The organism is Pontibacter liquoris (genome assembly GCF_022758235.1).
Classification (GTDB): domain Bacteria; phylum Bacteroidota; class Bacteroidia; order Cytophagales; family Hymenobacteraceae; genus Pontibacter; species Pontibacter liquoris.
In genome coordinates this window covers 349,801-369,357 of the sequence record NZ_JALEBG010000003.1, presented here as the reverse complement: position 1 = coordinate 369,357, position 19,557 = coordinate 349,801, and the positions used below count along the sequence as shown (strand labels likewise).

The following is a 19,557-nucleotide window of genomic DNA, read 5'->3' as shown; positions in this document are numbered from 1 at the left end:
CGTTAAAACCTTTTCCTGATAAAGCCAGTCAAACGTAAGATTGAATAAGATTTTACTCAAGCAGGTATGGCAGACGTGCATTCAAAAGAAACGAGAAGCTACAACATGAGTCGTATAAAGGGCAAGAATACGAAGCCTGAGCTTATTGTACGTAAATTTCTCTTTTCTGAAGGGTACCGGTACCGGCTGCACGTAAAGGAGCTTCCCGGTAAACCAGACATTGTGCTCCCTAAATATAAAACTGTAATCAACGTCCATGGCTGCTTCTGGCACGGGCATGAAGGCTGTAAAAGCTATGTCATCCCCAAAACCAATACAGAATGGTGGCTACGGAAAATAAACAGAAACAAAGTGCGCGATGATCAAAATCTAGTAAAATTAACCCAGGATGGATGGAAAGTTTTAACGATATTTGAATGTGAACTTAAGCCGAAGCTTAGAGCTCAGACATTAAGCAGTATCTTAGATTTTTTGAAGTTTGAAAATACCGGTAATTGACATATTTGCAGGGCCTGGTGGGCTTGGTGAGGGCTTCAGTGCCTTATTAAACACTGATGGGAGCAGAGTATTTGACATAGCATTGTCAATAGAAAAAGATGAGTCTGCACATCAGACTCTGACATTGAGAAGTTTCTTCAGGCAGTTTGAGCCTGGTGCTGTTCCGGATGATTATTACGATTTTATTAAAGGACGTCTTTCCATTAATGATCTGTATGAAAGATGGCCGGAGCAGGCACAAATAGCAAAAGAAGAAGCTTGGCTGGCTACATTAGGTGACGATGATGCTTCAGTTCCATTCAATCAGGTGGATCAAAGGATAAGTAATGCTTTAAAGGGTAATAAGAACTGGCTACTCATAGGGGGACCACCCTGTCAGGCATATTCGATTGTTGGAAGGTCAAGAAGAAAAGATAAAATACTTGATGAAAATAAAGATATACGGGTTGGGCTATATAAGCAGTACTTAAGGATACTTGCGGTACATAGTCCTGCGGTTTTTGTCATGGAGAATGTGAAAGGACTACTTTCTGCACAAACGAAGGAGAGTCCTGTATTTACTAAAATTCTCAGTGACTTGTCAGACCCTGCCAAGGCTTGTTTACATTCATCTGTTGACTCTGATTCAGAGTGTAAGGGCTATAGGATATACTCACTTTCTGAGAAGTCAATTGGAAAGGATATAATAAATGATAATCCTGTTTTTAATCAGAAGAGCTTTGTCATACAGGCAGAGAAATTCGGTATTCCCCAAACAAGGCACAGAGTAATTTTACTTGGTATCAGGAAGGATATTGACTTCTCTCCGGATGTATTAGATAAGGTTGCTGAAGTTCCTATTTCTAAAGTGCTTGAAGGTTTACCTAAACTGCGTAGTAGTCTGTCAAAACAGAAAGACAGTTGTGAGGAATGGGCTGAAGCCATCAGTAATATTGAGGCTGCCTTAATGAAGGAAAAAACCGAAGCAGCTCTTCTTGCAGAAATTAAGGAGCAGCTTAAAAGAATAAAGGGTACAGCAGCAGATGCGGGGTCTGAGTTTCATGCTGATGAACGTCTTTATATTAATTATGAAAAGAAGTGGTTTCTGGATAATAAGTTAGGCGGAGTATGTAATCACAAATCAAGAGGCCATATGGATAGTGACCTTCTGAGATATCTTTTTGTTGCGAGCTTTGCCAAAGTTTACCACAGGTCACCGAAACTAGAGGACTTCCCAGTTGCTCTTTTGCCTGATCATAAAAACGTCAGAGAAGGCATAGATAATAAAAAATTTGCAGATAGGTTCAGGGTGCAGTTATGGGATAGACCTTCAAAGACAATAACAAGTCATATTTCAAAGGATGGTCATTACTATATACACCCAGATCCTGCACAGTGCAGAAGCCTTACTGTTCGGGAAGCGGCACGTATTCAAACTTTCCCTGATAATTACTTCTTTTGTGGGTCAAGAACTTCTCAATTTATACAGGTAGGAAATGCTGTTCCTCCACTGCTTGCAAATCAGATTGCAAAATTGGTACTTCCCGTTTTCACTTCTTTGAAAGCAGAACGAGGAGAGTACGTCAGTTTACCCAACCAGCAGCCAGAGCCATCTGTTGCTTAATTCTATATTTCTTATTGCCATAGACGTTATACTAATCTATATTATTTAGTTGCAAAAGTAAGGGTGTAAGCTGCCATTTCTGGCATTGAACAAGAGTTAACCTGACATTCTTCTTCATGTTCTTCCTGGCTTTGCTCACCAGATGGAACCTCCTTCCAAGTAGCTCCTCGATAATGGCTGTTGATAGCCCTTGTTTCCATAGCACCTGCCTGCTTTTATCGGCGTCATTAGAAGGTGTGACAAGAAAAAGTATCAGCTGCATGTACTTGTTTGTCACTAGGAGCAGCTTTAGGCAGAAATTGCCGGTGGAGGACCTGCCCTCCAAGCGACCTGTCAAAGACACTGTGCTGGTGAATCCTTATCTTTTGGCAGATGGGCTGTTTTTAGAGCCGATATAGTAATCCGTGTATGCCGAGAGACTGCAACGGTACTGTGCCAAGAGAAAGGCATGGTAGCAGGCTTGCCTTTATTATATAAATATTTTTATAACAAGTTAATATGCCTAATTGGCAGAGAGGGCTGAGAAGTAGGAGTAAACTGGCTTCTAGACTGTTCAAGCATGTGCCTGTTGAGAGGCTATTGTTAGCAGTTTTAGCAGCATATTGATTCCTGTTGCTGTAAGAGTTGTGAGGTAAATGATTTACCATTATTTATGACATATTCAAAGGAGCTTCCTTTGAAAACACATGAGCAAAAGAGGGAGTACCTTTCGACGTTCCAAGCAGGTGCTGAAGCTTTGCCTATCCAATTGGAGCTGGTTACAAAAGGCGTTGGATTTTAGAACGATTAGGCTTTTGCAAGAGAAATCAAGCTTTAGCCTCCGGAATATTTCCAAATAATTAAAAAAGCCTCTCAGCATATAGCTAAGAAGCTTTTCGGTGATCGCGAAGCAGAATGGAAACTTCAATAAGTATTTCAATTTTCTAATTATCTTGTTTACCACATTCTTTATTCTTTTTGAGGAGGAATAAATAGCTTTTATATTTAAGCTTCTTCTTGAGTAACAGGGTTTGAATTTGTTATATACCAAATTTACAATTGTAATTAACATTGAATATCCCCTTGCTGAAAAGCTTGTTTTTTTGTATATTAATTTATGGAAACAGTAGAAAGAAAACGACCGATCCACTTGGGTGACCACGTGCGAAGAATGCGGACCGCTTTGGGAGTAAAGCAGTCTGCCTTAGCCAATGAACTAGGCACAACACAGCAGAATATCTCACGCATTGAGCAGGAAGAAGATCTGGATGATTCGACGCTAGAGAGGATAGGCAAAGCGCTTGGGGTATCTACTGAGGCAATAAAAAATTTTACAGATGACGGGAGTGTATTTATCCAAACCTTAAATGATAGCTCCTTTGGTAATTCAGGACCAGGTGGTACCTTTTCCCAGTGTACTTTCAATCCTTTAGATAAGCTTCTAGAAGTAATTGAAGAAAATAAAAGATTATACGAGCGACTACTGGCCAGTGAGCGAGAGAAGGTGGAAATACTCCGGCAGCAACAGCAGTCGTAACTGCTAGATAGATATTTAAATGCTCTAGGGACTTTCTTACAAGCCGCTTTTCTTGTGTTTGGTTACCTCTGTTTTCTTGAACAACTCCACGCTTCGTTCAACCTCATCCGGGTCTAGGTGGTAAGTAGAGTCCGCCCAGATAGCCGCCTCCGAGGAAGCTTGGCGGATCATCTCATATTTAGCGCTACTTTCTCTCAGCCTGACGTTCTCCCGAAATAGGCTAAAGCAAAGCCCAGTTAATATAGCCACCGTCAGCAAACAAACAACACCCCCGATCAGAAAACCCCTTGACCTGTCCTCAAAATGGTGGTGGTGCCGGACAGGCAGCACCTTCGGCAGCTGGGTGATCGTCTCACGGAAGGAGGCAATCTGGGCGTAGATCTGCAGGGCCTGCGTGCTCAGATCCTGCCGGCTGATGAGTTTTTTCAGTTCCTCAAACTGGTTGGAAATGTCAGGTGATAATTTAGTCAGTTCCGCGTTGTCTTGTTCAGGCCTGGCTGGAGCAGGGGCGTTTAGTTGCTCCACCTTTTCCAGGCGTTTTCCGTGCAGGGCCAGCACGCGCTCTGCGTCAGAGAGTCTTTCTTCTAGTTCCGCTGGGTTCATAGGTGTTTCCTTTTTCTTTTCTTGCGTTTCTTTTTGAAGTGATAGTCACTCAGGTGCGGGGAGCCTTCTGTTTGTGCTGCGCCAGGAGGCAGTAAGGTGTCAGCCAGCGCCTGCAGTTTGTTACTTTTCCCTAGTGTGAAGGCAGCAGTAGTACCTTGCAACGGTGTAAGGTGGCGTTGCTGCAGTTGGAGGATATGTCCAGTCTGTTGGCGTAGCAGCATGTTCTGTGTCAATTGCTTGCTGATCGCCCCATAGCTCAGGCTCCTGTCCACGCTGGAGCCCTTGAAGCTGAGCTCGCCAATACGGAAGCTCACGCCCTGCACCTGGTCTGTCCCTCTTCTGTACTTATATTCAACATAGACGCCTTTGGCCTGCAGCGTGGCCTCTAGCTCGGACCAGGTCTTTACCTTTTGCAGAACCTGTTTGATAGTGTCGTGCAGCGCGTATTTTGCCATATCGCCCCCTTTGAGGCGGTGGCGGTTTACCTGCCCTTTTCCTGGTGCTAGGTAGTAGCCATGCTGCTGGGTCATCTCCCGGCAAACTGCTGCGTTGCGTCGGTGCTGGTATCTGTCGGGAATCGTTTTCCCTTCATAGTCCACGCGGTTGTAGATGATGTGCAGGTGCGGGTGCTCCCTGTCCCGGTGCTCGACCACCAGGTACTGCGTGGCGCTGATCTGCATCTTTTTCAGGTACTCTTTTGCCCGCGCCGCCATGCTCTCAGGAGTGAGCTTTTCCCTGTCACGGATGCTCCAGCTCAGGGCAATGTGGCCAACCGCTTTGCCCAGCTCGGGGTTGAGGCTGCGCTGCAGGTTGAAGTCGGCAATCATGCCTGGGACAGTGTCCGTGCGGATACCCTCCGCTGCAAGTACCACAGCCTCCGGTTTCTGCATCACGTAGCGGACGCAGCCCGAAAAGCTCTTACCGATCATCACTTTTCCGATCATCTTTGCCGAAGGCGCGCAAGCAGACGGTCTATTTCCCCGAGGGCCAGGCGGCACTTGCCCTGCACCGACAGCAGCCCCTCGCGGTGGGCCAGGCGGGCCAGCTGGTTGAGGTTGTTGGCCAGCCCTGAGAGCGAGCGCAACAGGGCTGCCTCTTCCGGGGAGAGCCGGGCGATAACTACCGTCTTCCTGGCAGCTGTCCTAAACCAGGCCGAGGCACTCATGCCCGCCTCCCGGGCCTTGCCCATGACCAAGATCCGCTCAGTCTCTGTCACGCGCACGACCAGTGTATAGCTCCGCTTCGTCTTTTTGGTTGGTCGGCCGCCCTTCTTTCGCTGCGGCCCCTGCTGCTCGTCTGCACTCTTCTCCATATCCTTTCTGTGTTAAGATGTTGAATGGTTTCCCTGCTGCGACCACCGGGAGCAGAGGGCGCGGCCGGTGGCCGGGCAAGGGTTTTTGTATGACAAAAACACAAACTTGCTCCCTGCTCTTAAAAGCGCTTCCCGTTAGCCTTCCTAATAATAGCTGAGCCTTACCCGGAGTTGCTTGACCAGCCGATGTCGGGATGTTAAGTAATCTTTCACGTCCTGAAAGCCTCGGTAGAGCAGGGTTGCTGGACGATCACAGGAGGAGTGATGTGCTGCAAGTCAGGGGTAGTAGTAGCGGACTTGCGTGACTTATAGCTCAGACGTTTCGCTCACCCTGATTTTGGTGTATGCTGACTGGGCTTGTAAAGTATCAGGCTTTCCTTAGGAGAGTAGACGGTCAGGCTTTTCTGCTTGCGCGCAGCATGTGGTGTCCTGCTTCCTCCTGTAATTCAGAAACAGTCTTTTTGCGTCCCTTGCGTACCCACTCGTCCAGTTCGCTTTTATAGAAATAAAGCCGCTTGCCCTGCTTGTTGAAAGGAACTTCCCGGCGGCAGGCCTTCACATAGAGGGTGGAGACGGACAGATGGAGAAAGGCAGCAGCCTGTGTGACGTTGAAGATCGTCCCGGTGTCCTGCGGCGCGCGTTGCTCGGTGATAAGGAGTTCCAGGCGATCCATTTTCTCATGTAGCAGGCGCATGGCCTGGGGCATTTGCTCAAAGGTGTAAATTTCCATGGCAGTGATTGATTTGGTTTACACTGCAATGGTAAGCGCTTTGTTTTCAGGGTTACAAGAAGGCAGGACAGCATCCTGCCTGTTTCCTACTGACCGTTATAGTTTTTTTGCGTGCGCAGGACCGGGTAAACAGCGTACGTGCCTCCGGGTTGTTTTCGCACGTCGAGAATGGGCGACTGACAGGGCTTGGCATTGGAGGAGATAATGGCAGCCAGGTAGCCGGGAGGCAGGGTGCGCTGCTGCTTGCGAAATACATAGGCAAAGTGGCTTGCTATCCATTCCTCCAGGTCTGACTTGAGGCAGCCAATAATGAGGTTGGCCTCGTAGAGCTGCTTGAAGGCATCAGCCAGCTGATTGCCGTTTCCGTGGAAGAGCAGGGGAGAAGAGGGAGATCGGTTCTCCTGCAATAAGGACAGCAGCTGCTCCTGGTCCTCTGCAGTAAAGTAGCCTTTGAGGATTTCGAAGAGGCTCTCCGGCACCCCGTCCACAAAGCGGGGAAAGCCAGTGACAAGCCTGGCGGGAGCGGCCTCGTCTGAAATTAACGCCTGTTGCTCCGAGGTGGGAAGCAGCACCGCGATGTGTCGTCTGAAGCTGGCCAGTATCGTTTCGCGAAGCTTGACCGTCTCGCCCAGGTCATCCACCAGTTCCTCCCACACCGCTATGCCCGCATGGGCAGGCTGCAGGTTGTGCACTACAAACAAGCTGGGAAGGCCGAGCTGCTCCAGGTAACAGGTAGGGTAGGCCTGCCCATAACCCGGAGCGTGGTTGTGGAAGTGGACCCAGAAGGTCCTGAACCGCTCTTCTATCTCCGTCACTTGCTCCAGGACGAGTTGCAGTTGCTTGTGGTGGAGCGAGAGCAGGTCGAGGGCAGCCATCTGGGAGAGAAGCCGGAACTCGCTTTCAAAGAGGGCGGCCTCGTCGTAATGCGTCTCATGCCGAAGGTCGTAACCCGTCACTTCCTGCTGGCCATAAGGACCCACGGCCACCTTTCTTTGGATCAGGCGCAGCTCGAAGGTCTGCAGGCGGGAAAGAAACTTTTTCAGGTGCTTCATAGCGCGTCTGGCGTCTTAGATTGCCTTTCGGGTAAACTTCCTATGATTAAAGGCTGCTTGTAACGTTATTTATTTAAAGAGAGCTTTCACCAGCATCCTTTGGGAGCAATGCCCTGTTATACGAGAGTGAACAGATTAGTAAATACTAACCATCATGCATACCGGGCTGAGGAATCAGTAGTTTAGAAGAAGAATTGGCCTAGCTTCCCTGGCAGCAGGTTCCCATGACTAAAGCGCACGAAAAACAAGAATGCGGGAAAGTTTTATCCGTAAAGGACTTTCTTCCTGAAGGCAAGCGAATCTTTATCTACTTCGTCTAAAAGAGCATCCGGAAGGTTCATGAGTGGATCGTACCAATCCGCTTTTTGCCCAGCCCAGGCCAGCCATTCCTTCCGATTAGGGAAATGAGAAGGTGAGCCTTCAGCCTGTTGCTCCATGGCAGCGATATAGGCTCGCAGCAACTGCGCCTCCTGCCAGCGCTTTGCCTGTTGCAGCAGTACCTTGAATCTGTGGAGCTCCTGTTCCTTGCGTGCCTGCAGTTCCCGCTGGATCCGCTCTTTTTCAAGGCGTACTTCCTCAGCCTTCCGGTGTTCAAGATGCCGAGCCTCTGCTTTCTGCGTTTTCCACTCGAGGTAGGCGATGACGGCTGAGAGCCTGCTTTCCAAGGGAACCTTCCCGTCCTGCCACTCTCTGCAGCTCCAGGAAGGGCCGATCTTCAGGACCAGCGTGCCTGTTGGGATGTAATCGAAGGAGTAGTTTCCTTTCCTGATCTCATCCGATCTCTTCTGCTTCTCCCGGATGGCCACCTCATACTTTTCATTCCTGATATGAATGCAGATTTGGTAACTACTCTTAAGAACGTTATGCCCTCTTGCCTGAAGTGCCTTGATGAGCGTGTTCATCAGCCGAAACGTTCGGTCCAGGCACTGTTTGGAAACCTTTATGTCCAGGAAACCATAGGATGTGTTGAGCAGACCGGTGAAACGATATCTGGCGTTTCGCTCCTCGATATCAGCCTTGGCCGATGCTATCAGAATATCCGGATTGGTAAGCCGTGGCGGTACCTTCAGTACCTTCTCCAGGCTGTGTTCAATTTCCAGCTGCAAAAGCTCCAGCGGGCTACGGGAAGTTGCAGTTTTAGCCCCGGCAAGTATACTGAAATCTATTTCCTGCGCTACCGTTTCATTGGTGAGCAGTACTGGCACAGGAACCTTCTTTCCGGCTTTGATGCGCTGCCAGTGCCCAAGTTGTGGCAGCGGGATCTGCAGTTCTTTACAAAGCTTGCGAAGGTCATAGTCTGAGACATTATACCTAAGGGAAAGGGAAGAGATTGGTTCGGACCATACCTGTTTGTAGAGTTCCAGCCGGGTAACCAGGTTGCTTTTCATCGAATTGATATAGAGTACTTTACTTCTAAATATAGCAAAGTATAGCTAAGGATTAAAAATGAAGAACTAGCACAAAGGGAATTTATTCAAAAGGGGCTGGGCTGTCTTGCCAAGTGGGTTCCTGACAACACAGACTGGCACCAGCCCAGGAAAGTTGAGCCTTACCCCGGATTCCCGACCCGCGCTCCATGGCCAGTAACTCCCCCTCCTGTAATGCTGCCAGAGTTGCGCTAAACAGGCATGGTACAGGCAGATATTTCCTGCTTCAGCGCTTTTATGTGGCCATGAGCCGATTAAATTTACCATTCGGCTCACTATTATATTTTATTTGAGCCGAATAAAAGTTATATTCGGCTCATGAGCTATAATTGGCAGCAACCCGACTGGCCTGCATTCAGGTATGATGTAAGCGAAGTGGAAGAAATGCTTTTCGAGTTCGCAGAGCTGACGGGCCATGTCGGTGGGATATTGAAGGCCCTGCCCGAAGCGGTCCAGTTGGAAGCTGTGATTGATACAATGGTGGCCGAAGCGATCAAAACCTCAGAAATTGAAGGCGAGTACCTTAGCCGCCGGGACGTTCTTTCGTCTATTCGCAATAACCTGGGCCTTAATCAAACCCCTGAGGCTACCAAAGATAAAATGGCACAGGGGGCGGGGGAGCTGATGGCCGATGCCCGTAAAACCTATGCGGATGCCTTGACAGCGGAAAAGCTCTTCCAATGGCACACATTGCTTTTAAAAGAGCAGAAGCAAATCCGTGTCGGCGTGTGGCGCAACCATGAAGAACCAATGCAGGTTGTCTCAGGCGCCCTTGGCAAAGAAAAGGTGCATTTCGAGGCGCCTCCCTCTTCCCGCATCCCAGATGAAATGAGCAGGTTCATTCAGTGGTTCAACCAGACAGCACCCGGAGGTGACAAGGAGATCAGGAAAGCCCCTGTGAGGTCGGCCGTAGCACATTTGTATTTTGAAACCCTGCACCCGTTTGAAGATGGTAATGGCCGGATCGGGCGCGCCTTAGCAGAAAAAGCCTTGTCGCAAACGTTAGGCCGTCCGGTGTTGCTAAGCCTTTCCAGGACAATAGAGGCAGATAAGAAGGCGTATTATAATGCCTTGGAGCAGGCCCAGAAAAGCAACGACATCACCTCCTGGGTCACCTACTTTGTCAGCGTTATCCTCACCTCACAGCAACAGGCGATCAGCCTGGTGGATTTCATTCTGAAGAAGTCGAAGTTCTTTGACCGGTTCCAGGACGCTTTGAATGAACGGCAGATAAAAGCTGTAAGAAGGATGCTTGATGCAGGGCCGGAGGGATTTGAGGGAGGTATGAATGCAAGAAAATATATAGCGATCACCAAAGCCTCCAAGGCGACTGCAACAAGGGACTTGCAATATCTTCTGGAGCTGGGGGCGTTCATCCAGGAAGGCGGCGGTCGGAGTACCCGCTATAGTTTGAACATGTAATCTTCTAAATCCGGTTCAGGCACCTTTCTGGGCAAAGACCAACAGGCACCGCAGGTCTATACACCTGAGGATTTATAACAAGGAGCCGGCGACAGACCTTGAGAGGCTGAAGCGGGAGGAGTGTTTCCCGAAAGCGGGTTCCTATCTGCAGTAGGACCACCCAGCACCTAGTCCATTCGCGCTACAGGTTCAGCGCCGTTGCATTTGAGCATGTAGTGTTTTTTACATTCCAGCTTATACAGTTCAGCAGCCCACCATGTTTGCCCACTTCGTTTATACAGACAGGGGCAACTGTCCTGTCTGGGAAAATATTGGTTAAAATATTCATTACCTCTTGGTCTTTGTTCCCTTCCACTTCAAACACGGGCACCAGGATCAGGTCACTCACCTCCAGGTAGTTCACGTAGCACCCAACAGCGGATTCAGGAAAACCCTTTACCTTGTAATCCAGGAACGGCAAATCAATATAGTCAAGGCCGTAATTTATTAATACTTTCCTCATGCCATTCTTCCAGTAACCGTACTCCGCTTCCAGGCAGTTGCCAATCAGTGTGGTCCTGTCATAAAACCTTACCAGCCCGTCTGCGTGGCCTGTCATGTCGGACTTTATCTGGGGAATCACCATGATCTCAGCCTCCAGGAGCTTTTCCAGTTCATCGATCAGCTGAGATTTGTTCGTATATGCGGGATTCTCCGAAAAGACCCTGTCGGTGATGATGACCCTGTCCTGCCACCGCACCACGTTTCCGCCATCCAGGTTGATGTTCGAGCAAATAGCTTGTATTTGATTGAGCTCAAGCGTTACTGCCGGGTCTGTCTGCAAGGCTGCATCCTTGGCCAGATAGGAGGGGGCATACCTGAACTGAACGTATGCCGAATCGCCTTTCTGGATAGGCATGTAATCCCTGCACCAGATGTCTTTTGTTCCCTTCAGCAAGCCATGACGGACCTGGTGCCTGTTCAACGCCTGACTTACCTTAGCATAAGCAGCTGTATAGCGCGCATCTGAAGCCAGGAGCCCGGAAAAGAAAACGTAGTTGGTTTCTCTATCGGTTACCATCTGTTTTTAGCTGGGCATATTTGTCTTCCAGGTACTTCCTGATCTGTGGGGCGAAGTAAAGCCGGTGCTCTTCTTCTGTGATCACATCGCTTTTGTGGTTGTTGCAGAAGTAACATGCCAGCACACAGTTTTTGATGGAATATTCATTTGACTTGGAGTCCCTCCGTTCCAGCTCAAGGGACCTGCCGCGCCTCCTCTTTGTTGAAAGAGACCCTGTTGTGTTATCGAATAGTTTCTGAAGCTTATCTTCCGTTATCCCGCAATAAGCGCAATGCCTTGGCTGTTCCCTGAGCCATTCGAAGAAGGCCCGCTTCCCCGCTTCCTGAAACGCAGCAAACTCCTCCTTGCCTTTCCTGCTCTCAAACAGGATGTTGGATCTTTTGATTTGCGCCCTCAGCTCCTGGCCAGTTTCCCACCACTCCCTGAGTTGGGTTAATGTGATGCTGCCATGTTCGTCGCAGATCTGCTGGTATTTTTTTCCCTCTGTCAGGTGCTGCAGTAGAAATTCTTCCTGGTTCATGCTTGATCTAAATTTAACTGTTACGTTTCTTTTGATAAGTTACGCTCTGCCGGGCAATCCCAAGGTGCCACCTATCCGCAAAATGATTTCCTGTGCTTTTAAAGTATCAGTAGCTGCTGCATTTGCTTATTTCAGATATCACTGGATGTTTGTCTGTAGTGAAGATAATTGTTTTGTTGGTACACCCGCTCACTTGGAAGTAGAAGTGGATCAATTTAACATGTCTGGAAATTAGCTTAAGTTATCATCAACCCGGACAGATGCATCAACTTGTTACTGGAGTTGGCTTTGCTGAAGTCTCTACCTGCGTCTCCTGGTTAAAATACCAGATGTCCACCTCTTGCTGTCTGGCAAATTCAGTCAAGTAGTTTAATGTCGCTCCTTTCATTCTTTCATCTGGGTCCGGGGCAACGTCAATGATAAACATGCCAACTCCTATTCGCCTGTTATGAATTCTTTCGGTCTCTTCCCGCTGTGCCACTAATTTTCGAATGTCTGTCTCTATTTCCTTTTGCTGCAGTCGGCCTTTGTGCCGCTCAGATGCTTTTACCTCCAGGGAGTACAGGGTTTCCTTTAGGGTGCTTATGAAGTTTCGTCTTCTCCAGTCGTGGTCAATATCGCGGGTGAAGACTGTGATATCGGGAATGATTTCGATATCTGCATTCTGATAATCTGCGTGGCGCGACAGGGATTTCTGATGCAAAAAAGGATGCTGTACGCCTGGAATGGTGGTTTTAACATTCATCCCAAGCTGGTTGAAGGGTATGCCCCCCGTTTGTCTGAGATGATGGTAAAGCATTGCCTGGTAATGCAGTTCTGAGGCAAGTATAAGCCTGCATTCACTTATAACTAACTCAAAACATTGCGAGATGGCTTGTCTGACTTCTTCCGGTGACTGTATCATGCTTCGTTGGTTACTGCTCCGGCTTGCAAGGCGGCCTTCCACGCTCAGGCAGCCACAGTTTTTGTGGGTAATGCTATCACATGGAATGGGACGAAGTTGTTTCCCTGTGCGACTTCCGCTCCTGTACTTAAGGCGCTAACTATATGTTTATGAGCTAATATATTGCATTTATTCCATTTTGCAATTTTTGGGAATTAGCATTCGGCGTTAGGAAATTACTAGTATACAGTCAATACATGTACAACTGAAATTCTTACTCTACAACCAGATGAAAGAGGATCGTATGTCAACCAAGGAGATGCTGATGGACATCAGCTCTATAAGGAGCAAGGCCATGAGGCTTATAGAGAAAGGGAATGCCTATAATGTTCTGTTAAAGCACATACTGGCAAGGGACCTGTTTTATGATGATCAGGCGTCTATGCCCTCCCTGAAAGACTTGTCAGCTGCCACGGGGCTGCAGTACGGTAAAATCAGGAAGTACGTGGAAGAGATATACCATGATCTTGTGCTGTATCACGAGGCAAGGCCGGTATTCTCTTTTACGAAAGTCCGGTACGAGTTTCTGATCAGGGGCTGGAGGAAAAACAAGTTTATGAGTTTGCAGGCGGACGAACTGCCTATCATGCCCCGGGTGGGGGAGGAAGTCTCTATTCCCTTCTTTTCAGCTTATTTGCGGGCTGCTCACTTCTTTGTAGAGGAGATCAACCACTACTTTGAGGAAGAGACGCAGGTGGTCAAGCTCTGGTTACGACCTGGTTCCTATAACACGTATTGGCGCTTTAGGAAGGATAAAGCCAAGGAGGAGTATGAAGTTGCTCCAATGGATTTCATTGGCCTTGAGGAGCATGAGCTGAAAAGGAAACTTGGGGTTGGGAAAAAGATGGAGGACTATTTTGTCAGAACTTAAGGCATTTCTAAAAAGTAAGAACCTGTTCTAAATACTTAAGTGAGCAAAAAGGGGGCTATAAAAGCCCCTCGTCTGCCAGTGAGTAATAACTCTCGCTGGTGATGATGATGTGATCCAGCACTGTTATGTCGAGCAGTTCCCCGGCCTGTTTCATCTTCTTGGTGAGCTGCAGGTCCGCCGTACTAGGTTTGGTGTTGCCGGAAGGATGGTTGTGGCAAAGGATGATGGCGCTGGCACAGGCTTTCAAAGCTGCCACAAAGATGAGCTTGGGATCTGCTACAGTCCCAGCTACGCCCCCGGTGGAGAGTTCGTAGATGCCCAGTATCCGGTTGGCCCTGTTGAGGAGCATAACCTTGAATTGCTCTACAAACTGGATCTTGCCTGTGTTCCAGCTTTCCCTGAGCACGTTGTAGCTATCGGTGGAAGAGGTGATCTGTGGTCTTTCGGATGGTTTGATGCGGTTGCGGTAAGAGAGCTTAACTTCAGCAACCTGAAAGGAGGCGTTTTTGATGAGCTTTTCCATAATCTTGCTTTTTAAGTGAGGAAATTGATTATGGTGCCCCACCTGCCTTCGGGACGGACTAAGGGCAAGGTGGAGCATGGAAAAATGTGGAGGGCTCCCTTTGGGATCCCCCTTTTTCCAGGACGACCTTGTCCCGTGTCCGGACGGCAGGCTAACTTAGCGCCGGAATGAATGACCCTGGACTTTTGCTTTGGAGTGTCCTAAATAATTTGCCTGCGGGTATAATTGACTTTGTCTTATGGCTTAATAAAGTCTATTGCCGCTTATTGAAAAGCAGAGAATGAGAATATCTGTTGTGCTTAATGACAGCTGGTTTCACATACCTGTTAAACAGAACAGCCTAAATTAAACAGGTAAAGTATGGTAGGTATTAGGGGACCAGGGACGAATCACCTTAGAGGTAGCAAACCAAGTAAACAAGCTAGGTAATTTAAAATAACTTTTTTTGGCCTGATAAAAATAGTTAATAGGGAAGGGTTAAATTGACAAATCTGTGTGCAAAATGTGTGTACATAAAAAAAGCCACTTAACGATTTTACTCGTAAGTGGCTGATTTTCAAGTGGTCGCGAAGGGAGTCGAACCCCTAACCTTCTGATTCGTAGTCAGATGCTCTATCCAGTTGAGCTACGTGACCATTCCGTTATTGTGAGTGCAAAGTAAAGGCCTTTTTCCGTTATACGCAAGCCCTTTTAAAAATTTTCGCTGTTTTTTACGGTTGCATTCCGCAGGGCTTTCTTCAGGGCCCGGTCAAAAACAAAGTATAAACCGCCTATCGAAATGATTATCAGCGCGATCATGAGCAGCTTGCCGCTGCCGCCTGTTTCGGGGTTCTGCAATAAATTTAAAATATCGCTGGCCTGCGTGCCAATCCAGAAGAAGAAAACCGTACGCGGCAGCATGCCCACAATGCTGGCAACAAAAAATTTGCTCTTGTTTACCTGCAGCAGCGAAAGTACAAAGTTCATCAGGGCAAAGGGCAGCACCGGCGAAATGCGGGTCAGAAAGATCAGGCTCCAGCTTTCGGCGCGCAGCTCCTGCATCAGGTTACGGGCATTTTCGAAGCGGTTGAGAAAACTCATCATCTTGCCATGGTCAATAAGCCGAGCCAGGCTGTAGCCCACCAGGGCGGCCACCCCATACGACACTACAATGCCCGGAAAACCGCTCCAGCCCAGGTAAAAGCCACTGGCCAGCGCCACAAAGGTGGTAGGTGTCAGGGCCACGGCCATGGTTATAGATACTGCTACGAAGTATAGCCCCATTTGCCACCACGTTAATTGCTGCAGCAGCGTTTGGTGATCATAGAGCACGTAGGCCAGCGTAGAGCTCACCGCTACCGGCACCACCACCAACAACAGCATGGAAATGAACGTAGAGGCATTTTCGCGGAACAGCTTTCGTAGCAGGGGTAATTTCTTCATGCAGTAAGGTTTGGTACTAGATACTAGACGAAGAACAAAGGACGGAAGATACGAGCGGCTTTAAAAGGGCTCTTTGATTTAGTTCGGCAGATGCATGAGCGGCAACGGAGTTGTTGCCACTAAATTTAGTAACTTGCAGCATATCGTTTATACTATAAATTATATAAAGCCCATGAAATTCGGAACAAAAGCCATACACGCTGGTGTAGAACCAGATCCAACCACAGGCGCCATTATGACGCCTATTTACCAGACATCTACCTATGTGCAACGCTCGCCCGGCGACCACAAAGGGTATGAATATTCGCGCACGCACAACCCCACCCGCACGCAGCTGCAGAACGCGCTGGCAGCCCTGGAGAACGGCAAGCATGCCCTTTGCTTTGCCTCCGGCATGGCCGCCATCGACGCGGTTATAAAGCTGCTGGCTCCTGGCGATGAAGTGATCTCGACCAACGACCTGTATGGTGGCAGCTACCGCATTTTTACCAAGATCTTTCAGAACTACGGTATCAAGTTCCACTTTACCAACATGGCCGACCTGAGCAAGGTAGAGGCACTGGTAAACGAGAACACCAAAATGATCTGGGTAGAAACGCCTACCAACCCGCTGCTCAATATCATCGATATCAAAGGCTGCGCGGCTATTGCTAAAAAGCACAACCTGCTGCTGGTAGCGGATAACACCTTTGCCACGCCGTACCTGCAAACGCCGCTCGACCTGGGTGCGGACATTGTGATGCACTCGCTAACCAAGTATATGGGCGGCCACTCGGATGTGGTGATGGGCGCCTTGATCGTGCAGAACGATGACCTGCACGAGCGGCTGGCCTTTATCCAGAATGCCTGCGGCGGCACGCCCGGCCCACAGGATTGCTTTTTGATACTGCGCGGCTTAAAAACGCTGCACCTGCGCATGGAGCGCCATTGCCAGAATGGCCGTAAGATTGCCGAGTACCTGCGCAGCAACCCGAAAGTGGCCAAAGTATACTGGCCGGGTTTTGAAGACCACAACAACCACGCGGTGGCCAAAGAGCAGATGAATGACTTTGGGGGCATGATCTCGTTTGTGCTGGAAGGCGACAGGGTAGAAGATGCTACCCGTGTGCTGGAAAAACTGAAATACTTTGCTTTGGCAGAATCGCTGGGCGGTGTGGAATCGCTTTGCGGCCACCCGGCCACCATGACGCACGCCAGCATTCCGCAGGAAGCGCGCATTAAAGCCGGCCTCAGCGACTCGCTGATTCGCCTGAGCGTAGGCGTGGAAGATGCCGAAGACCTGATCGCGGATCTGGAGCAGGCAATCGGATAGCAGGTACTAAATTTTAGACGTTAGATGTTAGACTAAAACATAGAAATTTTGTGTTGCATCAGAAAACCGCCGGCTGTAGAGTCGGCGGTTTTTTATTTGTCTGAATCAGGATTTACAGCATTTTAGGATGGACAGGATGTAGACCTGACCCTGGCGCAAGCGTCCGCTTGTGCCTTATACTTCCCGTATTTAAACCATTCAGATAGTATAAAAAGCTTGGAGAAGACAACAAAGAAAGTATAAGCCCAGTGTGCAGGCAGTTGGCCCAAGCGGATGCTAGCGCCAGGAAGAGGTCCGTTGTTGTTGGAACTATACTCCTAAATTTCTTATCTTTCCTTACCTCACAAACTCCTAAATTCTCAAACTATGGAAGTGCTTTTCAGGGAGCGACAGCGATTCAGGCAGGTATGGCTTTGGGTGATTATACTTGGTGTCGCCATTCTTATCTGGACGGGCTTTGTGTACCAGGTACTGCTGGGTGGCGCATTCGGCAACAAACCTGCCTCGGATATGCAGCTGGCTATACTTGCCGCCCTGATTGGGGTGGGGCTGCCTTACTTTTTCTACAAAATGTCGCTTACCACCGAAGTATACCCCGGAGAGCTGCAGGTACGGTTCTGGCCCTTCCATTTAAAGCCGGTAACGGTGCCGCTGCATGAGCTGCGCGAGTATGAACAGGTCACCTACAACCCCATTGGCGAATATGGCGGTTGGGGCATCCGTTGGACGTTTAACGGCAAAGCCTACAATGTATATGGTAACCGGGGCGTAAAATTATACTTCTACAACCGCAAGCCCCTGCTTATCGGCTCCCAACGGGCTGACGAGCTGTTTAAAGCGATCACGTTAGCCCGGCAAAAGGTATAAGGGCTGCACAACAAAGGAGGTAGCAACTATACCGCAGCAAATGAGATCCTTAGCGAAAGCGCTGTGTCTTAGAATCCTGCTGTAAAGCAAGCCCGCTAAGCAGGTATACTTTCTGCTGTGGTACAGACAAAAAAGGCCGCCAACGATAACGCTGGCGGCCTTTCTATTATGATGTTAACGTTTCTAGCGTCTGCTAGCTAACGTCAGAAATTAGTTTTGAGCCTGGGCCTGCGCCTGGATACCCAATACTTTGTAAACCTCAGTCAGATCTGGCGTCAGGATGATCTCTGTACGACGGTTCTTCGCTTTAGCGGCTGCTGTACGGCCTGTGTCAGCTGGCTGGTAGTAAGCACGGCCTGAAGGAGTTACTCGGTCAGGAGTTAAGCCTTTCTGCGTTAACAAACGTGTGATCTCTGTAGCACGCAATACGCTCAGATCCCAGTTGTCAGCAATTTTCTTTGTACCTGGCAATACTTCCACGTCATCTGTGTGGCCTTCTACCATGATACCCACTTCCTGGTTTTTCTTCAGCACGTCTACCAGTTGGTTCAGGGCTTTCTGGCCGGTTGGGTTTACTTTGGTGCTACCAGTAGCAAACAACAACTTATCAGACAAAGAAACATAAACCTTACCATCTCTGATCTCTACATGCAGGTCGCCTTGGTTAAAGTCTTTCAGCGATGCATTGATTTCATTCTTCAGGTTACTTAACGCCTTGCTCTGCTCGTTCATCTGGCGCTCCATATCAGCAAGTTTTTGCTCGCGCTCTTTTAAGCTGGCAGAAAGTTCGTCTACTTTTTGCTTAGAGGCAGCTTGTTCCGCCTGAAGGGCATCTTTGCTGGCTTTCAGGTCTTCGTACTTTTTAGAAGATACGCAAGACGCCATCAGCGTAGTGCACAGCAACAAGGACAGGGATGCTTTGAAGAAGTTGAATTTCATGGGTGTTAATTGATTTGTTGTGGATATTGGATTAAGGTAAATATTACGATTTACAAATATGCTAAAAGATTGTGCTTCAAACTACAAAATGCGCTTAAAATGCAGCCCTAAATCAGAAGGTTTGCTCCTAAACGTAGCGGATGTTAGAATATTGTATAAATAATATATATTTCGTAATATTTTAATTCACAGGCTTTTGCCCCCGGTTGCGCTGCTTCGGTGCCATACTTCAGTTCAGCTTCCGGATAAACCCTTGTTATAAAGATAAGCATGAAACACCCTGCCTGCCTGAACCAGCGCAGAGACATGGGATTTGGAGGGAACCAAGTATAAAAGCGCGTGCCTCACAGAAAACAGTTTCTGTGGGGCACGCGCTTTAGGTAACTTATCAGGTAAGCGACGGCTGCAACTGTCAGGCGTTTAGCCAGTGCCAGGCCTGGGGCGTTCGGTTTGCTACTGTTTCATTTTGGCCAGTTCCTGGTGCAGCACTTCGGAGCAGTTTACAGTCCTGCCATCGGCAAAACGGATCTGGTACGGTTTGCCCGACATACCCGATTTAGAGGCAAGCGCATCTATAAAGTTAGTGGCTGTTTTCACTTCCTGCTGGTGCTTTTCCCATTTGGCCTGCAGATGGTCGGCGGCCTGCTGGCAAGTATAACTGCTGCCGTTGCGGATAAAGGTCGCCTCCTTCATGTTGCGCACGCAGTTGATGAGCTGTTGCACTTTCTGGCTTTCTGACAGGCTGGCGCTGTCTCCGGTACTTTCAGAAGTATGGTTTGCGCTTTGCTGCGCCTGTGTAGGGTTTAGTGTCGCCAGGGCAAGTAGCAGGGCTGCACCTGCCATCATACAACGTAACATAGTTTTAAGGGTTAGTTTAACAAAGCTTCAGACATTCTTACTCCCTTACCAACTTTCGGGTACTTAAGTTCAATCAAAA

At 48.5% G+C, this 19,557-nt stretch carries 20 protein-coding genes and 1 tRNA gene; 7 read left to right on the top strand and 14 right to left on the bottom strand.

Annotated elements, in window-relative coordinates; genetic code table 11:
• Window positions 1-66: 66 nt before the first annotated feature.
• The 3 genes from LWL52_RS18585 (at window position 67) to LWL52_RS18575 (ending at window position 3,617) form a co-directional block, all read left to right on the top strand.
• The gene (locus tag LWL52_RS18585) at window positions 67-498 is read left to right on the top strand and encodes a very short patch repair endonuclease (RefSeq protein WP_242923098.1); all 432 of its coding nucleotides are present in this window, start codon (window positions 67-69) and stop codon (window positions 496-498) included.
• Window positions 479-2,101: a DNA cytosine methyltransferase gene (locus LWL52_RS18580; protein WP_242923096.1), complete on the top strand. Its 1,623-nt coding sequence runs from the start codon at window positions 479-481 to the stop codon at window positions 2,099-2,101. Before LWL52_RS18585 ends, LWL52_RS18580 begins: the two co-directional genes overlap by 20 nt.
• A 1,096-nt stretch (window positions 2,102-3,197) precedes the next feature.
• Entirely contained in the window at window positions 3,198-3,617 is a 420-nt protein-coding gene (locus LWL52_RS18575; RefSeq protein ID WP_242923094.1) for a helix-turn-helix domain-containing protein, read from the top strand.
• 36 nt (window positions 3,618-3,653) lie between these two features.
• On the opposite strand, the gene LWL52_RS18570 is transcribed toward LWL52_RS18575, so the two are convergent.
• From LWL52_RS18570 to LWL52_RS18545, 6 genes are all read right to left on the bottom strand, one after another.
• Window positions 3,654-4,220, bottom strand: a complete 567-nt coding sequence (locus tag LWL52_RS18570) for a beta/alpha barrel domain-containing protein (RefSeq protein WP_242923092.1) — start codon at window positions 4,218-4,220, stop codon at window positions 3,654-3,656.
• On the bottom strand, window positions 4,217-5,164 hold the full coding sequence (locus LWL52_RS18565; RefSeq protein ID WP_242923090.1) for a relaxase/mobilization nuclease domain-containing protein: 948 nt from the start codon (window positions 5,162-5,164) through the stop codon (window positions 4,217-4,219). Before LWL52_RS18565 ends, LWL52_RS18570 begins: the two co-directional genes overlap by 4 nt.
• Complete coding sequence (locus LWL52_RS18560) at window positions 5,161-5,532, bottom strand: plasmid mobilization protein (RefSeq protein WP_437179368.1); 372 nt, start codon at window positions 5,530-5,532, stop codon at window positions 5,161-5,163. The genes LWL52_RS18565 and LWL52_RS18560 overlap by 4 nt, the downstream gene beginning before the upstream one ends.
• A gap of 394 nt (window positions 5,533-5,926) precedes the next feature.
• Complete coding sequence (locus tag LWL52_RS18555) at window positions 5,927-6,262, bottom strand: helix-turn-helix domain-containing protein (RefSeq protein ID WP_242923086.1); 336 nt, start codon at window positions 6,260-6,262, stop codon at window positions 5,927-5,929.
• 86 nt (window positions 6,263-6,348) lie between these two features.
• Window positions 6,349-7,314 carry a hypothetical protein gene (locus tag LWL52_RS18550; protein ID WP_242923084.1) on the bottom strand — a complete coding sequence of 322 codons (966 nt, stop codon included), beginning with the start codon at window positions 7,312-7,314 and terminating at the stop codon, window positions 6,349-6,351.
• Window positions 7,315-7,577: 263 nt separating this feature from the next.
• Complete coding sequence (locus LWL52_RS18545) at window positions 7,578-8,702, bottom strand: hypothetical protein (RefSeq protein WP_242923082.1); 1,125 nt, start codon at window positions 8,700-8,702, stop codon at window positions 7,578-7,580.
• Window positions 8,703-9,059: 357 nt separating this feature from the next.
• On the opposite strand from LWL52_RS18545, the gene LWL52_RS18540 reads away from it, so the two are divergent.
• Complete coding sequence (locus LWL52_RS18540; protein ID WP_242923080.1) at window positions 9,060-10,163, top strand: Fic family protein; 1,104 nt, start codon at window positions 9,060-9,062, stop codon at window positions 10,161-10,163.
• Between the two features lie 181 nt (window positions 10,164-10,344).
• On the opposite strand, the gene LWL52_RS18535 is transcribed toward LWL52_RS18540, so the two are convergent.
• The 3 genes from LWL52_RS18535 to LWL52_RS18525 all read right to left on the bottom strand — a co-directional run bounded on the left by LWL52_RS18535 (window position 10,345) and on the right by LWL52_RS18525 (window position 12,647).
• Window positions 10,345-11,223, bottom strand: a complete 879-nt coding sequence (locus tag LWL52_RS18535; RefSeq protein WP_242923078.1) for an agmatine deiminase family protein — start codon at window positions 11,221-11,223, stop codon at window positions 10,345-10,347.
• Entirely contained in the window at window positions 11,210-11,743 is a 534-nt protein-coding gene (locus LWL52_RS18530; protein ID WP_242923076.1) for a hypothetical protein, read from the bottom strand. The genes LWL52_RS18535 and LWL52_RS18530 overlap by 14 nt, the downstream gene beginning before the upstream one ends.
• A gap of 265 nt (window positions 11,744-12,008) precedes the next feature.
• Window positions 12,009-12,647: a hypothetical protein gene (locus LWL52_RS18525; RefSeq protein WP_242923068.1), complete on the bottom strand. Its 639-nt coding sequence runs from the start codon at window positions 12,645-12,647 to the stop codon at window positions 12,009-12,011.
• A gap of 268 nt (window positions 12,648-12,915) precedes the next feature.
• On the opposite strand from LWL52_RS18525, the gene LWL52_RS18520 reads away from it, so the two are divergent.
• On the top strand, window positions 12,916-13,557 hold the full coding sequence (locus LWL52_RS18520; RefSeq protein ID WP_242923066.1) for a hypothetical protein: 642 nt from the start codon (window positions 12,916-12,918) through the stop codon (window positions 13,555-13,557).
• A 55-nt stretch (window positions 13,558-13,612) separates the two neighbouring features.
• Here LWL52_RS18520 and LWL52_RS18515 read toward each other — a convergent pair whose 3' ends face one another.
• The 3 genes from LWL52_RS18515 to LWL52_RS18505 all read right to left on the bottom strand — a co-directional run bounded on the left by LWL52_RS18515 (window position 13,613) and on the right by LWL52_RS18505 (window position 15,502).
• Window positions 13,613-14,080, bottom strand: coding sequence for a JAB domain-containing protein (locus LWL52_RS18515; RefSeq protein ID WP_242923064.1), 468 nt, complete (start codon window positions 14,078-14,080; stop codon window positions 13,613-13,615).
• Window positions 14,081-14,641: 561 nt separating this feature from the next.
• Window positions 14,642-14,715 (bottom strand) — tRNA-Arg (locus LWL52_RS18510).
• A gap of 55 nt (window positions 14,716-14,770) precedes the next feature.
• A complete protein-coding gene (locus tag LWL52_RS18505; RefSeq protein WP_242923062.1) occupies window positions 14,771-15,502 on the bottom strand; it encodes a TVP38/TMEM64 family protein in 732 nt (243 codons plus the stop codon).
• Window positions 15,503-15,674: 172 nt separating this feature from the next.
• On the opposite strand from LWL52_RS18505, the gene LWL52_RS18500 reads away from it, so the two are divergent.
• Window positions 15,675-16,814: a cystathionine gamma-synthase gene (locus LWL52_RS18500; protein WP_242923061.1), complete on the top strand. Its 1,140-nt coding sequence runs from the start codon at window positions 15,675-15,677 to the stop codon at window positions 16,812-16,814.
• Between the two features lie 366 nt (window positions 16,815-17,180).
• Entirely contained in the window at window positions 17,181-17,681 is a 501-nt protein-coding gene (locus LWL52_RS18495) for a DUF6141 family protein (RefSeq protein WP_242923059.1), read from the top strand.
• A 210-nt stretch (window positions 17,682-17,891) separates the two neighbouring features.
• On the opposite strand, the gene LWL52_RS18490 is transcribed toward LWL52_RS18495, so the two are convergent.
• Window positions 17,892-18,620 carry an OmpA/MotB family protein gene (locus tag LWL52_RS18490; RefSeq protein ID WP_242923057.1) on the bottom strand — a complete coding sequence of 243 codons (729 nt, stop codon included), beginning with the start codon at window positions 18,618-18,620 and terminating at the stop codon, window positions 17,892-17,894.
• A gap of 453 nt (window positions 18,621-19,073) precedes the next feature.
• Window positions 19,074-19,478 carry a DUF5329 family protein gene (locus LWL52_RS18485; protein ID WP_242923055.1) on the bottom strand — a complete coding sequence of 135 codons (405 nt, stop codon included), beginning with the start codon at window positions 19,476-19,478 and terminating at the stop codon, window positions 19,074-19,076.
• Window positions 19,479-19,557 lie beyond the last annotated feature (79 nt).